This is a genomic window from Sphaerisporangium dianthi (assembly GCF_042654065.1).
In the GTDB taxonomy this organism is placed as follows: domain Bacteria; phylum Actinomycetota; class Actinomycetes; order Streptosporangiales; family Streptosporangiaceae; genus Sphaerisporangium; species Sphaerisporangium dianthi.
This window is the reverse complement of record NZ_JBHSFP010000008.1, coordinates 84,971-98,941: the sequence shown is the minus strand read 5'-3', so window position 1 is coordinate 98,941 and position 13,971 is coordinate 84,971. Positions and strand designations below refer to the sequence as shown.

Sequence of the window (13,971 nt, the reverse complement as noted above, 5' to 3'; positions counted from 1 at the left end):
GATGACGTTGCTCATGGTCGAGACGCGCCGCACCGACGAGACGTTCGGCGAGCTCTGGCTGGCCTGGCGGCGCGAGCACGGCCTGCCCGCCCCCTCGGCGCACCACGGAGCCGAGGCGCTGTTCGACCATTTCCCGTTCCTGCTGTGGGAGCACTTCCCGGCGGTCACGCTCGGGGCCGCCCGCCGCATCGCCCTGGCCGCCCGGGCGCACGGCATGGCGTCCGGGCTGCGGGACGCCCGCGTGCGCGGCGGCGGCGAGGCGTCCACGACCGGGGCCGCGCGCGCCTGGCTGCGCGACCTCGCGCGGCGGCGGCTGGAGCCGATCATCCCACCCGGCGATCGCTACTGGCGGCTGCTCGCGGACGACCGCGGACCGCGAGGGTTGCCCTCGTGGAGCGACCTGCCGCACGCGACGGCGGCGGCCTTCGCCGTCTGCGGCGGCGACCCGGCGCTCCTGCCCGCGGTCCAGGAGTCGCAGACGCACCTCTACGCCGGCCTGGCGCTCTACCGCGACTGCGTGCGGTGGAAGCGGGACTTCCTCGCCGGGTACCGCTCGGAGGTCGTCGGCCCCCTACTCGACGCACTCGGCGGCACATCCGCACCCGACACGCTCGGCACCTCAGAACCCGACACGCCAGGCACATCCGCACCCGACACGCTTGGCGCGTCCGTGCTCGACGCGTTCGGCAGCGCCTCCGGGGCCGCCGAGCGCGAGGCGCGACTGCCCGACGCCGCCCGCGTCCTCCACTACGGCGGCGTCGCCGAGCGCGCGCTGGACGCGGCGGCCGAACATCTCGCCCGATCGATGGCCGCCGTCACCGACCTGCCCCCGGTCTCCTTCGCCGCCATGCTCGCCCGCCTGTACGGCGACGTGCTGCGGCTGCGCTCCGACCTCGCCGAGACGCGCGCCCGGCATCTGGGCCCGGCCCGCGCCCGCGCCGCCGTCCGCTCGCGCCCCCCGGCCGCCGCGCGCCTGGACGACATGAGCGACATGAGCGACATGAGCGAGCACCCCGTTCGCGTATCCGTCGCGCACATGAGTGAGAACCCCGTCCGTGTCGCTGCCACGCACACGAGCGAGAACGCCGTCCGTGCCTCCGACGCGCAGATGAGCGAGAAGGCGGTCCGCGCCGCCCTGGCGCACATGGGCGGCGAGCAGTACGCGGACGGCCACTTCGGCGACTTCCTGGTGCTGACCCAGCAGAGCACGTCCTGGGCGACCGGCTACGTCGGCTGGAACCTGGCCCACGCCGGTCTGCGGGCGCCCGCGCTGGACGCGGCCGCGCGATGGCTCGTCGAGAACCGGGCGCCCGGCGGCGGCTGGGGGTACAACGGCCACTGGCCGGCCGACAACGACTCCACCGCGAACGCACTGATGTTCCTGATCGACCGTCCCGGCGTCGACCGGGCGCTGCTGGAGCCGGCGCTGGACCACCTGCTCGCCACGCAGGCGCCCGACGGGGGCTTCACCACGGTCGACGACCTTTCCGCCTGGCTCGTCCGGTTCCGCGCGCCCACCGACGACGCCCCGGGCTGGACGACGCCGCATCCCTGCGTCACCGCCATGGTCGCGCTGATGCTGAGCCGGGTGGGCGGCGACCGCGCCACGGCGGCGGCGGACGCGGCGCTGACCTTCCTGCGGCGCTGCCAGCGCCCCGCGGGGTACTGGGACGCCTACTGGTGGGTGGGCGGGCTCTACACGACATGCCGCGCGGTCCAGGCTCTGTGCGCTGTGAAGCGGGAGTCGCCGGACGCCGGAGGGACGCTGGCCCGCGCCGCCGGCTGGCTGCTGCGGAGCAGGCGGGCCGACGGCGGCTGGTCCGGTGGCCATCGGGAGGGCAGCGGCGCGTTCCAGACCGCGCTCGCCGTCCAGGCCCTGTGCGCGCTCCGGGACGACCACCACGACCACCACGACCGAGAAGCCCTGGAGCGGGCCGTGGCGGGCGGCGTCCGCTGGCTCGCCGGGCACCAGCTGCCGGACGGGAGCTGGCCGGTCGAGCCCGTCCTGCGCGTCCCCCGTCCGGACGTCGTCGAACCCTGGCGGGACGTCACGTGGACCGAGTCGATCCTCGGCCTCGACATCGTCGTGCCCGACTGGCGCCGCCTGTTCACCGGCGCGGCGGCCGTGCACGCGCTGCGGCGCGCGACCGGCCCGCTGAGCCGCCCCACGCTGGAGCACGCGTTGAAAGGAGAAAGGTGATGTCAGAGCAAGCGGCACCGCAGAACCTCCCGGTGCGCATCCGCGCGACGGGTCCGGAGGAGGTGCGGCGGCTGACCGCCATGATCCGCGCCGCGCTTCCCGACGCCACGTTCTCCGTCCAGGAGCGGGTGGAGGACGACAAGGGGGCGGTCGCGGTCGTGGTGACGGCCCGGGGCACGCACACCGGCCAGGTGGGCGGCTACGCGCCGACCGGGCGGCAGGCGACGGTCGTCATCGTCTCCAGCCTCGCGACCCGCACGAGCGCGCGGTGAACACCGGCGCGCCGTAGCGGCGGGTCAGGACGAGACGGGACGGGCGAGGGCGTCGGAGATGAAGGGCTCGGGGTACGGGGAGCGGGCGAGCGCCTCGGCGCGCGTCAGCTCTCCGGCGGCGAACGCCCGGCACAGACCGGCGACCTCGGCCAGCTCGGCCCGCTGCGCGGCGACGAACGCCGCGTCCACCGGTTCGCCGTGCCCGGGGACCACCGTGCGCGGCTCGGCGAGCTCCGCACGATATACGCGATATGCGGCCTCCACGAGTTCCGCACGGTCTCCACGGTCCGTCAGGTCCGCACGGTCCGCCAGGTCCGCGCGGCCTGCAGGCTCGGCGCGATCCGCGAGCTCCGCGAGCTCCGCGAGCTCCGCGAGCTCCGCGAGCTCTGTGGGTTCCAAGCGGTCCGCGCGGTCCGTGGGCTCGGCGAAGTCGAGCAGCCGGTCGAGCGCCGAGGGCCACGCCAGGGGGAAGGCGTCCCCGAAGGACGGGGGCGCGCCCTGCTCGACCAGGTCACCCGCGAAGACCAGGCCGCTGTCGGGCACGTGGACGACCAGGTCGTGGCCGGTGTGCCCCGGGCCGGGATGCGCCAGCCGCACCAGCCGGCCGCCGAGGTCGATCTCGGCGGTGGTCTCGACCGGCCGGTCGGGCAGCACGACGCGTGCCCGGGCGAGACGATCAGCCGCCTCCGAATCGCCCTTCTGGCGGTAGTGCTCCACCCAGGCGGACCGCTGCGCCTCGCCGGTCGCGGCCAGGTCGGCCCGGCAGCCGGGATGCGCCCAGACAGGGCACTCCCCGAACGCCGCCGTGCCGAAGCAGTGGTCGAAGTGGGCGTGGGTGAGCACCACCGACCACGGAAGATCGGTCAGCTCGCGCACGGCCGCCGCGAAGGCCGCGCCCTGCCCCTCGTCGGCGCCGGTGTCGATCACCAGGCAGGCGCGGTCGCCCACCACCAGGCCGAGGGTGAGGTCGAGCTCGGCGTGCCGCCGTGCCCAGGCCCGGTCACCGACCTCGATCCACCGGCCCACCGGCCACCTCCGCCCTCGACGACCGGCCCAGTCTAGTGACCGGGCGGACGAGAACGCGGGCGGAAGCCGGCGCGGTGGGGGCCGTAGACGGCGGTCAGGGTGGGCGGCGGAGCGAGGGGTGACGGAGGTCAGGGGAGGCGGTCCAGCATGCGGTGCGGGACGCGCATGGCGAGGCTGACCGGGTCCTCGCGCACGGCCGGCAGGCCGGGCCCGGGACGCACCTCGACCTCCTCGGGCAGGATGTGCCCGCCGCAGGCGGTGCAGGCGGTGTACCGGTCGAGCGGGGCGTCGCAGGGGATGTGGAAGAACAGGCGCCACGGCTTGCCGTCCTGGGTCAGCCCTTCGCCCCAGCGGCCCAGCATGTGCACCGTCGGCCACAGTTCGCGGCCGACGGCGGTCAGCACGTACTCGTCCCGCGCGGGCGACTCCTGGTAGCGGTGCTTGGCGAGCACGCCGGCCTCCACCAGGGTCTGCAGCCGCTGCGACAGCACGGCCCTGGGGATGTCGAGGTGGGCCAGGAAGTCGCCGTAGCGCCGGACCCCGTACAGGGCGTCGCGCACCACCAGGAGCGTCCACCGCTCGCCGACGAGCTCCAGCGCTTTGGCCAGCGCGCACTCTTGCCCTTCGTAGTTCTTGCCCAGTGCCATGCGGCCATCTTAGTTCATTGACCGAACCGAGGCGTGCTACCGTCGGTTCGCTCATTGAACCTAGGAGGTCCCCTCGTGTCCATCACCGCCCCAGTCGCACCCCCGCGCGCCGGGACGACACGAACGACGCTCGCGGTGTCCTGCGCCGCCCCGCTGCTGGCCCTGGTCAACTACACCGTCCCCGTGGTCACCGTCCCCGAGACCGCGCGGGCCCTCGGCGCGGGGGCCACCGGGCCGGCCTGGATCATCAACGGCATCTCCCTGGGCCTGGCCGCGGTGCTGCTGGTGGCCGGCGCGATCGCCGACGACCACGGCCGCCGGGCCACCCTCGTCGCGGGCACCGCGACGCTCGGCGCGGGCGCCGTCGTGGCCGCGCTCGCCCCCGGCACCCTGGTGTTCGTCCTTGCCCGCATCCTCCAGGGAGGCGCGAGCGCGGCCCTGCTGGCCGCCAGCCTGGGCATGATCGGGCACGCCTTCCCCTCCGGCCACGAGCGACTCAAGGCCACCGGCCTCTACGGGTCGATGCTCGGCCTCGGCATCGCCGTCGGACCGCTGGTGTCGGGAGGGCTCGCGACGGTGACGAGCTGGCGCGGCGTCTACTGGACGGTCGCGGTCGCCTCCGCCGTGCTCGCCGTCGTGGCCCACCGGTCGCTTCCCGAGTCCCGCGCGAAGGAGCGGCGGCGGGTGGACGTCCCTGGGGTGATCACACTCAGCCTGGGTCTCGCCGCCCTGGTCGCGGGCGTCATCGAGGGACGGCTCGGGTGGGGCCGGCCCGTCGTCCTGTGGGCGCTCGGCACCGGGGCCGTGCTGCTGGCGGCCTTCGCCGTCATCGAGACCCGCCGCCGGGAGCCTCTGCTCGACACGCGCCTTTTCGGCCGCCCGCTGTTCCTCGTGGCCACCGGCGGCGCGCTCGTCACCGGGTTCGCGGTGATCGGCCTGATGAGCTACGTGCCCGCCGTGCTCCAGCTCACCCATGGGCTGTCACCCCTGGTCACGGCCCTGCTCTCCACCATCTGGTCGGGCCTGTCGTTCGTCACCGCCCTGCAGGCCCGCAGGCTGCTGCCGCACGCCAGGGCCCGCCTGTCCGCCGGTCTCGCCCTGTCGGGCGCCGGAACGCTGGTGCTGTTCGGCATGATCACCGACTGGTCCTGGTGGAAGATCGTGGTGGGCCTGGCCGTGTCCGGCATCGGCAGCGGCCTGGTCAACGCCGCGCTCACCCACCTGGCCATCGAGAGCGTGCCACAGCACCGGGTGAGCATGGGGTCGGGGGCCAACAACACCGCGCGCTATGTCGGATCTTCGCTCGGCGTCGCGGCGACCGCCTCGGTCGTCGGGGTCTACGGGCCCGGGGCGGGCATGAACATCGGCATCGTCGTCTGCGCAGCCCTGACCCTGATCACCGCCCTCGTCGTCCCCCTCGTCCGCGTCCACCGCGCCTGACCACCGGCCGCGCCCCGGCTCGGCCGCGGCGCGGCGTCCGAAGGTTGTCACTCCGTCGCGTCCGGGTCGGGGAGCCTGGCGAGGACGGTGTCGTGCGGGCGCTGGAAGACCGACGAGGCGCGAAAGCCCACGACGCGGGATCGGCGCGGGATACCGATGGACGTCGACTATACGTGCGTGTAGTCTCATACCCGAGCGAATAGGAAGTTGCACCAGGAGATAGGAGACCGTGTGACGGCGACCGGGCCGGATCCTGAAGACCTGACCGCACGGGCCCGCATCAGGGAGGCCGCGCTGCGGCACTTCGGTGAGCACGGGTTCGAGCGGGCGACCATCCGGGACATCGCCGCCACCGCGGGCGTGTCCTCCGGGCTGGTGCGTCACCACTTCGGCTCCAAGCAGGGGCTGCGCGAGGCGTGCGACGACCACCTGGTCAAGCTGGTCCGCCGGTTCAACGACCGGGTCAAAGCCGACACCACCTACGCGGACCTGAGCTACGTGCCGGCCTCCCGCGCCGCGTTGAAGCCCTACCAGCGCTACATGGCCCGCGCCCTGGCCGAAGGATCCGCCGCGCCCCTGTTCGACGAGATGGTCCGGATGACCGAAGAGTGGCTCGCCGACATCGACGCCAAGCGCGCCGACCCCTCGCCGGTCGACCTGAGGACGCGGGCCACGCTCGGCACCGCGATGGCCCTGGCCATCCCGGTGCTCTACGAGCACGTGTCACGCGTGATGGGCGTGGACATCTTCAGCCCGGAAGGCGACCGGCTGCTCTCCCGGGCGATGCTCGACATCTATTCGCATCCCCTGATCAGCCCGGAGGAGGCCGCCGTGCTGAACGACGCCCTCGACAAGACTCCTCTCCGGGCCACCCCAGCCGAGCGCGGACCCACGCTCGGCCGACACGAGGAGCACCACGATGACTGACGCCATCTCGGCGGCGGGGCTCGTCAAGACGTTCGGCCCCACCCGGGCGCTGGACGGCCTCGACCTGGTCGTCCGAACCGGTGAGGTGCACGGCTTCCTTGGACCGAACGGCGCGGGGAAGAGCACCACGATCCGCGTCCTGCTCGGCATGATGCGCGCGGACGCGGGCACGGCACGGCTGCTCGGCGGCGACCCGTGGACCGACGCGACCGAGCTGCACCGCAGGCTGGCCTACGTGCCCGGGGACGTCACCCTGTGGCCGCAGCTGTCCGGAGGAGAGGTCATCGACCTGCTCGGCCGGATGCGGGGCGGGCTGGACAAGCGGCGGCGCGCCGAGCTGCTGGAGCGCTTCGACCTGGACCCCCGCAAGAAGGGGCGCGCCTACTCCAAGGGCAACCGGCAGAAGGTCGCCCTGGTCGCCGCGCTGGCCTCCGACGTCGAGCTGCTGCTGCTCGACGAGCCGACCTCCGGGCTCGACCCGCTGATGGAGGAGGTGTTCCGCGAGACGATCCGCGAGGAGAAGCGCCGCGGCGACCGCACCGTGCTGCTGTCCAGCCACATCCTCGCCGAGGTCGAGGCGCTGTGCGACCGGCTCACCATCATCCGCGAGGGCCGCGCCGTCGAGACCGGCACCCTGGACGAGCTGCGCCACCTCACGCGCACCTCCATCGAGGCCGAGCTGGCCGCGCCGGCGGACGGGCTGGCCGCCCTGCCCGGCGTGCACGACCTGCGCGCCGACAACGGCCGGGTGCGCTTCGACATCGAGCCCTCCGCTCTGGACCCCGTCCTGCGCGAGCTGGCGGCGGCGGGCGTGCGCACCCTCGTCAGCCGGCCCCCGACGCTGGAGGAGCTGTTCCTGCGGCACTACGACCGCTCCACCCCGGCGGCCGAAAGCGAAGCGAAGGTGTCCCGGTGAAGGAGCTGACGGGCGCCGGCAAGCTGGTGCGCCTCATCCTGCGGCGCGACCGGTGGCTGTTGCCGATCTGGGTGCTGGTCCTGGGTCTCATCCCGATCTCGTACGTGGCCTCCTTCGAGGAGCTGTTCCCCACGGCCGCGGCACGCCAGGCGTATGCCGGCGCCAGCGGCCACAACGGGGCCTTCGTCGTGCTCTACGGCCCGTTGTACGGTTCGAGCCTGGCCGAGCTGGTCGCCTGGCGGGCGGGCTTCCTTCCCATCGTGATCGGGTTGTTCAGCATCCTGACCGTGATCCGGCACACCCGCACCGAGGAGGAGGCCGGCCGCCGCGAACTGCTCGGCTCGACGGTCGTGGGGCGGCACGCCGGCCTGGCGGCGGCCCTCGTCACGGTCTTCTTCGCCAACCTGGTCCTCGGCGTGCTGCTCGCCGCCGGCGTCATCGGGCAGGGCCTGCCCGCCGGCGGGTCGTGGGCGTTCGGGCTGGGATTCGCCGCCGCCGGGTGGGTGTACGCCGCGGTCGCCGCCGTGGCCGCGCAGCTGACCAGCGGCGCCGGCAGCGCGCGCGGCATCGCGATCGGCGTCCTCGGCGCGACCTACGTGTTCCGCGTCGCCGGCGACCTCAGCGGCCTGTCCGACGCCCGCGCGCTCGAATGGGCGTCCTGGCTGTCGCCGATCGGCTGGGCGCACCGCGTGCGCGCCTACGCCGGTGAGACCTGGTGGCCGCTGGCGCTGGCCGCCGTCGCGGCCGCGCTGCTCGTCGCGGCCTCCGTCGTGCTGTCGGCACGGCGCGACATCGGGGCGGGGCTGCTGCCGCCCCGCCTCGGCCCGGCTTCCGCGGGACCCTGGCTGCGCTCGCCGCTGGCGCTGGCCTGGCGCCTGCACCGCACCCTGCTGGCCGGCTGGGTCGCGGGGATCCTCGCGCTCGGCCTGATCATGGGCTACCTCGGCGCCGGCATCGGCGACCTGGTGCGCGACAACCGCGAGCTGCGGGACGTCTTCCTGCGGCTCGGCGGCGTCAACGGGCTCGTGGACAGCTACTTCGCCGGCACGCTCGGCCTGTTCGGGCTGATGGCGGCCGGGTACTCCATCCAGGCGACGCTCAGGCTGCGCGAGGAGGAGGCCGCCGGGCGGGCGGAGCCGGTGCTGAGCACCGCGATCGGCAAGGTGCGCTGGGCGGCGGGCCATCTGGCGTTCTCGCTGCTCGGCCCGGCCGTGGTCCTGGCCGTCGCCGGGCTGGCCATGGGGCTGACCCACGGCCTGAACACCGGGGACATCGGCCGCGAGCTGCCGCGCATCCTCGCCGGGGCGATGGTGCAACTGCCCGCAGTGTGGGTGCTGGGCGCGGTCGCGGTGCTGCTGTTCGGCCTGCTGCCCCGCTTCGCGGCGGTGAGCTGGGGCGCGCTGGTGCTCTGCCTGCTGTTCGGGCTGGTCGGCCCGGCCCTGCGGCTCGACCAGTGGCTGCTGGACATCTCACCCTTCACCCACCTGCCCAAGCTGCCCGGCGGCGAGATGAGCCCGGCGCCGCTGCTGTGGCTCGCGGCCATCGCCCTGGCGCTCGCCGCCGCGGGCCTCGCCGCGCTGCGCCGCCGCGACGTCCCGGGCGTCTGACACCACCGCGTCCGACACCACCGCGTCTGACACCACCGTGGGGGCCGGCCCGGACGGGCCGGCCCTCCGGTCACCCTTCGGCGGCGTGATCGTCCCCGCCGGTCCCTGCCCCGACGGGTTCCCGGACGGGCGGGACGCAGACGGTGAGGGCGCCGGGCGCTATGGAGGCCTTGAGCTCGGTGGTCTTCTCGCGGTCGCCGCCGTCCAGCTCGTACATCAGCGGGACGCCGAACTTCGCGGAGACCTTCCTCGCCCGGGTGACGCGGACGAACGGCGACTCGTCCGAGCGGCCGGCGGTCATGCGGCCGAGCACGCGCGCCCACTGGATCGGCCCCTTGGCGGTGGAGATCCCCACCTCCAGCCATCCGTCGTCGGGGCGGGCGTCGTCGAACGCCTCGATGCCGCCGGTGATCGTGCCGACGTTGCCGAGCAGCAGGCAGCTCGCGTCGCCCTCGAACCACGTCGTGCCGTCGACCTTGACGGTCATCGGCACCAGAGGGCCGCCGACGTGCCGCACGGCCGCGCTGATGTAGGCGAGGCGGCCGAGCCGCCCCTTGGCGTCCCGGTCGGCGTCGGCGATCATCTCGGCCTCGAACCCGGCCCCGGCCATGACCGCGAAGTGCTCCCCGTTGAGCACGCCCAGGTCCAGCTTCCTGTGCTCGCCGTGGAAGCCGATGCGCACGGCCTCCTCCAGGTCGGCGGGAACGTCCATCTCGCCCGCGAACAGGTTGGCCGTGCCGGCCGGCAGGATCGCCATCGGCACCCCCGACCCGGCCATCACGTCGGCGCAGCGCTGCACCATGCCGTCGCCGCCCCAGACGAACACCAGATCGGCGCCCTGCTTCAGCGCCTTGCGCACCCGCTTGGGCGCCTTCTTGCTCTTGGGCACCTCGTACCAGAGCAATTCGCCGACGTCCTGCTCGCTGATCAGCACGCGGAGCCGGTCGAGCCCCGCACCGAGCGTCTTCTTCCGATGAGCGATGACCGCAACCGTGGCAGACATGACCTCCGACTACCCACGAGCGGCGGCTTATGCGCGCCGGAGATCGCCGGAGATCGAAGAGGGGAGCCGGCGCGGTGCCGGGCTCCCCTCTGCCGGCCGCTCACGGCCACCGGTCCGCCCGCCCCGCACAGCGGCGGGGGGGCGGACCCTGGTGGCGCGACCGCCGGTCAGCTGCAGCCGCTGGTGCTGCCGCAGCCTTCGCAGACGTAGCAGCTGCCCGCCGGGCGCATGTTGGTGCCGCAGGTGAGGCAGAGCGGAGCGTCGGCCGTGCGGCCCTGGTGGCTCTCGAGCGCCGCCGTGCCGTTGACCCGCGTCGTGGCCGCGGGCGGGGCAGCCGCGGACGTCCCGCCCGCGGGCCGGGCGGCGGTCTCCGGGACCTCCTCGATCGGCGCCGACTGGGCCAGCGCCGCCGTGTCGATGATGACCTCCTGGACCGCGGCGGGGTCCTCCCCACGCTGCTGCGCGGCCCGCTCGGCCGCCGAGAACACCCCGAGCGCCGCCCGCTCCTCGTAGGGCAGGTGGTCCAGCGCCAGGCGGCGGAAGATGTAGTCGACCACCGAGGCCGCCATGCGCACGTCCGGGTCGTCGGTCATGCCCGCCGGCTCGAACCGCATGTTGACGAACTTGCTGACGAAGGTGTCCAGCGGCACGCCGTGCTGCAGGCCGACGGAGATGGCCACCGAGAAGGCGTCCATGACGCCCGCCAGGGTCGAGCCCTGCTTGGACATCTTCAGGAAGACCTCGCCGAGGCCGTCGTCGGGGTAGGACGAGGCCGTCATGTAGCCCTTGGCGCCCCCGACCGTGAAGCGGGTCGTCGTGCTCGGGCGCTGGTTGGGCAGGCGGCGGCGCTTGGGCCTCGGCACCTCGATGACCTGCACGACCGGCTCGGCGGCCTTCTCCTCGGCCTTCTTGGCGATCGACAGCGGCTGGCCGACCTTGCAGTTGTCCCGGTAGACCGCGAGGGCCTTCAGGCCGAGCTTCCAGCCCTCCAGGTAGACCTGCTCGATGTCCTCGACGGTGGCCGACTCGGGCAGGTTGACGGTCTTGGAGATGGCGCCCGACAGGAACGGCTGGGTGGCGGCCATCATGCGGACGTGGCCCATCGGGGCGATGGCCCGCTCGCCCATGGCGCAGTCGAACACCTCGTAGTGCTCGGGCTTGAGGCCGGGGGCGTCCATGACGTGGCCGTGCTCGGCGATGTACTCGACGATGGCCTCGGCCTGCTCGGGCTGGTAGCCGAGCCGCTTGAGCGCGCGGGGGATGGTCTGGTTGACGATCTGCATCGAGCCGCCGCCGACGAGCTTCTTGAACTTGACCAGCGCCAGGTCGGGCTCGATGCCGGTGGTGTCGCAGTCCATCATCAGGCCGATGGTGCCGGTCGGCGCGAGCAGCGAGGCCTGCGCGTTGCGGTAGCCGTTCTTCTCGCCCAGGCGCAGGCACTCCTGCCACTGCTTGGTCGCCTCGGCCAGGACGGGCCGGTCGAGGGTGTCCAGGGCGCGCAGGCCGTCGTTGGCGGCGGCGTGCTTGCGCATGACCCTCTTGTGCGGCTCGGCGTTGCGCTTGTACCCGTCGTAGGGCCCGACGATCGCGGCCAGCTCGGCGCTGCGGCGGTAGGACACGCCGGTCATCAGGCTGGTGATGGCCGCGGCGACCGAGCGGCCGCCCTCGGAGTCGTAGGCGTGCCCGGTGGCCATCAGCAGCGCGCCCAGGTTGGCGTACCCGATGCCGAGCTGGCGGTACGCGCGCGTGGTCTCGGCGATCTTCTCGGTCGGGAAGTCGGCGAAGGTGATCGAGATGTCCATCGCGGTGATGATCAGCTCGGTCAGCTTGACGAACCGGTCGACGTCGAAGGTGTCGTCCTCGCGCAGGAACTTCAGCAGGTTGATGCTGGCCAGGTTGCACGAGGAGTTGTCCAGGTGGACGTACTCCGAGCAGGGGTTGGACGCGGTGATGCGGCCGGTCTCGGGACAGGTGTGCCAGTCGTTGATGGTGTCGTCGTACTGCACGCCCGGATCGGCGCACTCCCAGGCGGCCTTGCCCATCTTGCGGAACAGCGCCTTGGCGTCGACCTCCTCGATGACCTCGCCGCTGAGCCGCGCCCGCAGCCCGAATTTGTCGCCCGCCTCGACGGCGCGCATGAACTCGTCGGAGACCCGGACCGAGTTGTTGGCGTTCTGGTACTGGACGGAGACGATGTCCTTGCCGCCGAGGTCCATGTCGAAACCGGCGTCGCGCAGGGCGCGGATCTTGTCCTCTTCGCGCGCCTTGGTCTCGATGAACTCTTCGATGTCGGGGTGGTCGACGTCGAGCACGACCATCTTGGCCGCCCGGCGGGTCGCGCCGCCCGACTTGATGGTGCCCGCGGAGGCGTCGGCGCCGCGCATGAACGACACCGGGCCGCTGGCGGTGCCGCCGCTGGACAGCAGCTCTTTGCTGGAGCGGATGCGGGAGAGGTTCACCCCCGAGCCCGAACCGCCCTTGAAGATCACACCCTCTTCCTTGTACCACTCGAGGATGGACTCCATCTGGTCGTCCACCGCGAGGATGAAGCACGCGCTCACCTGCTGCGGCGAGGCGGTGCCGACGTTGAACCAGACGGGCGAGTTGAAGCTGAACACCTGGTGGATCAGCGCGTGCTTCAGCTCGTGGTCGAAGATCTCGGCGTCCTCGTCGGAGGCGAAGTAGCCGTTCTCGCGGCCGGTGCGGGTGTAGACCCCGACGACCCGGTCGACGAGCTGCTTCAGGCTCGCCTCGCGCTGGGGGGTGCCGACGGCGCCGCGGAAGTACTTCGTGGTGACGATGTTCGCCGCGTTGACCGACCAGAAGTCGGGGAACTCGACGCCACGCTGCTCGAAGTTGATCGAGCCGTCCCGCCAGTTCGTCATGACGACGTCGCGGCGCTCCCACCGCACCTGGTCGTACGGGTGCACGCCGGGAGTGGTGTAGACGCGCTTGATCTTCAGGCCCTTGTGGGGCCGCTTGCCCCCGCGTCCCACTGAGCCGCTCACCGTCTCCGTCATGCTCTCCCCCTTCCGGGGCCCAAAGGAGCCCTCGTCTCGGAAACACATCGTCACGCCGCTGGCATCCCCCGGCGCCGGGGCTACATCTGGTTGTCAAGCCCCGCAGGGCCATCGGGCGCCGCCGGCGGGCTCGCGGCCCGCGCAGGCGGCGCGCTCAGCCTTCTCTGGCGGCTCGCGCCGACCTGAGCTGCTGGATCTCCTCTTCGAAGTCGGCGAGCGTCTCGAAACCCCGGTAGACCGAGGCGAAGCGCAGATAGGCGACCTCGTCCAGCTCGCGCAGCGGCCCGAGGATCGCCAGCCCGACCTGGTGGGCGGGGATCTCGGCCGACCCGGTGCCCCGGATGCTCTCTTCGACGCGCTGGCCGAGCTGAGCGAGGGAGTCTTCGGTGACCGGGCGTCCCTGGCACGCGCGGCGCACTCCGGCGATCACCTTGTCGCGCGAGAAGGGCTCGGTCACGCCGCTGCGTTTGCTCACCATCAGCAACACCGTCTCCTGCGTGGTGAACCGGCGCCCGCACTCAGGGCAGGTGCGCCGCCGGCGGATGGCCGCGCCGTCCTCGGTGGAACGGCTGTCGATGACCCTCGTGTCCGGATGACGACAGAATGGACAATGCATGTCGCCTCCTTTTCCGGCTTCTTCGGCTCCCGCGGGTCACGCCGGCACCGCTCCTGGAAATGACAGGAACCCGAGACGTCCGCCTCGGTAAAAGCCGCCCTAGGTTTGCGCATTCACGAGACGCTTGAGCGCCCTTCCCCGGCGCACGCGAATAGGCTCGCGCACGCGCCGCGGCTGCCCTCGGTGCGTCGACGGAAACACAACCTATGGTGAACCACATCGGTGTAACTACTAGATGTTGTGGTCTAACCGTAGGAGTGACGCACCATGAACGCAAGTCGGCACGGCCGTCGCGCG

Annotated in this window: 11 protein-coding genes; 6 read left to right on the top strand and 5 right to left on the bottom strand. The window is 72.8% G+C overall.

What is annotated here, in order from left to right:
- Position 1 precedes the first annotated feature (1 nt).
- Together ACFO60_RS14540 and ACFO60_RS14535 are read left to right on the top strand one after the other, a co-directional pair.
- Positions 2-2,200: a prenyltransferase/squalene oxidase repeat-containing protein gene (locus ACFO60_RS14540; RefSeq protein WP_380840702.1), complete on the top strand. Its 2,199-nt coding sequence runs from the start codon at positions 2-4 to the stop codon at positions 2,198-2,200.
- Positions 2,200-2,472, top strand: a complete 273-nt coding sequence (locus tag ACFO60_RS14535) for an ester cyclase (protein ID WP_380840701.1) — start codon at positions 2,200-2,202, stop codon at positions 2,470-2,472. Before ACFO60_RS14540 ends, ACFO60_RS14535 begins: the two co-directional genes overlap by 1 nt.
- 24 nt (positions 2,473-2,496) lie before the next feature.
- Here ACFO60_RS14535 and ACFO60_RS14530 read toward each other — a convergent pair whose 3' ends face one another.
- Together ACFO60_RS14530 and ACFO60_RS14525 are read right to left on the bottom strand one after the other, a co-directional pair.
- Positions 2,497-3,498: an MBL fold metallo-hydrolase gene (locus ACFO60_RS14530; protein ID WP_380840700.1), complete on the bottom strand. Its 1,002-nt coding sequence runs from the start codon at positions 3,496-3,498 to the stop codon at positions 2,497-2,499.
- Positions 3,499-3,626: 128 nt separating this feature from the next.
- On the bottom strand, positions 3,627-4,145 hold the full coding sequence (locus ACFO60_RS14525; RefSeq protein ID WP_380840699.1) for a winged helix-turn-helix transcriptional regulator: 519 nt from the start codon (positions 4,143-4,145) through the stop codon (positions 3,627-3,629).
- A 75-nt stretch (positions 4,146-4,220) separates the two neighbouring features.
- Between ACFO60_RS14525 and ACFO60_RS14520 the strand changes: the two genes are divergently transcribed.
- The 4 genes from ACFO60_RS14520 (at position 4,221) to ACFO60_RS14505 (ending at position 9,035) form a co-directional block, all read left to right on the top strand.
- Complete coding sequence (locus ACFO60_RS14520; protein WP_380840697.1) at positions 4,221-5,585, top strand: MFS transporter; 1,365 nt, start codon at positions 4,221-4,223, stop codon at positions 5,583-5,585.
- Between the two features lie 231 nt (positions 5,586-5,816).
- Positions 5,817-6,512 (top strand): TetR/AcrR family transcriptional regulator, encoded by a 696-nt coding sequence (locus ACFO60_RS14515; protein WP_380840696.1) that lies wholly within the window; start codon positions 5,817-5,819, stop codon positions 6,510-6,512.
- Positions 6,505-7,428, top strand: a complete 924-nt coding sequence (locus ACFO60_RS14510) for an ABC transporter ATP-binding protein (protein WP_380840695.1) — start codon at positions 6,505-6,507, stop codon at positions 7,426-7,428. The genes ACFO60_RS14515 and ACFO60_RS14510 overlap by 8 nt, the downstream gene beginning before the upstream one ends.
- Positions 7,425-9,035, top strand: a complete 1,611-nt coding sequence (locus ACFO60_RS14505) for an ABC transporter permease (protein WP_380840694.1) — start codon at positions 7,425-7,427, stop codon at positions 9,033-9,035. The genes ACFO60_RS14510 and ACFO60_RS14505 overlap by 4 nt, the downstream gene beginning before the upstream one ends.
- Before the next feature lie 70 nt (positions 9,036-9,105).
- On the opposite strand, the gene ACFO60_RS14500 is transcribed toward ACFO60_RS14505, so the two are convergent.
- The 3 genes from ACFO60_RS14500 to nrdR form a co-directional block, all read right to left on the bottom strand.
- The gene (locus ACFO60_RS14500; RefSeq protein ID WP_380840693.1) at positions 9,106-10,038 is read right to left on the bottom strand and encodes a diacylglycerol/lipid kinase family protein; all 933 of its coding nucleotides are present in this window, start codon (positions 10,036-10,038) and stop codon (positions 9,106-9,108) included.
- 167 nt (positions 10,039-10,205) lie between these two features.
- Entirely contained in the window at positions 10,206-13,058 is a 2,853-nt protein-coding gene (locus ACFO60_RS14495; RefSeq protein ID WP_380840692.1) for a vitamin B12-dependent ribonucleotide reductase, read from the bottom strand.
- A 154-nt stretch (positions 13,059-13,212) separates the two neighbouring features.
- The gene (gene nrdR / locus ACFO60_RS14490) at positions 13,213-13,674 is read right to left on the bottom strand and encodes a transcriptional regulator NrdR (protein WP_380840691.1); all 462 of its coding nucleotides are present in this window, start codon (positions 13,672-13,674) and stop codon (positions 13,213-13,215) included.
- Positions 13,675-13,971 lie beyond the last annotated feature (297 nt).

Excerpts from the sequence above, each read along its gene's own strand:
- ACFO60_RS14540 (WP_380840702.1), top strand. The coding sequence starts at position 2 with ATGACGTTGCTCATGGTCGAGACGCGCCGCACCGACGAGACGTTCGGC.
- ACFO60_RS14535 (WP_380840701.1), top strand. The coding sequence starts at position 2,200 with ATGTCAGAGCAAGCGGCACCGCAGAACCTCCCGGTGCGCATCCGCGCG.
- ACFO60_RS14525 (WP_380840699.1), bottom strand. The coding sequence starts at position 4,145 with ATGGCACTGGGCAAGAACTACGAAGGGCAAGAGTGCGCGCTGGCCAAA.
- ACFO60_RS14510 (WP_380840695.1), top strand. The coding sequence starts at position 6,505 with ATGACTGACGCCATCTCGGCGGCGGGGCTCGTCAAGACGTTCGGCCCC.
- ACFO60_RS14500 (WP_380840693.1), bottom strand. The coding sequence starts at position 10,038 with ATGTCTGCCACGGTTGCGGTCATCGCTCATCGGAAGAAGACGCTCGGT.
- ACFO60_RS14495 (WP_380840692.1), bottom strand. The coding sequence starts at position 13,058 with ATGACGGAGACGGTGAGCGGCTCAGTGGGACGCGGGGGCAAGCGGCCC.
- nrdR (WP_380840691.1), bottom strand. The coding sequence starts at position 13,674 with ATGCATTGTCCATTCTGTCGTCATCCGGACACGAGGGTCATCGACAGC.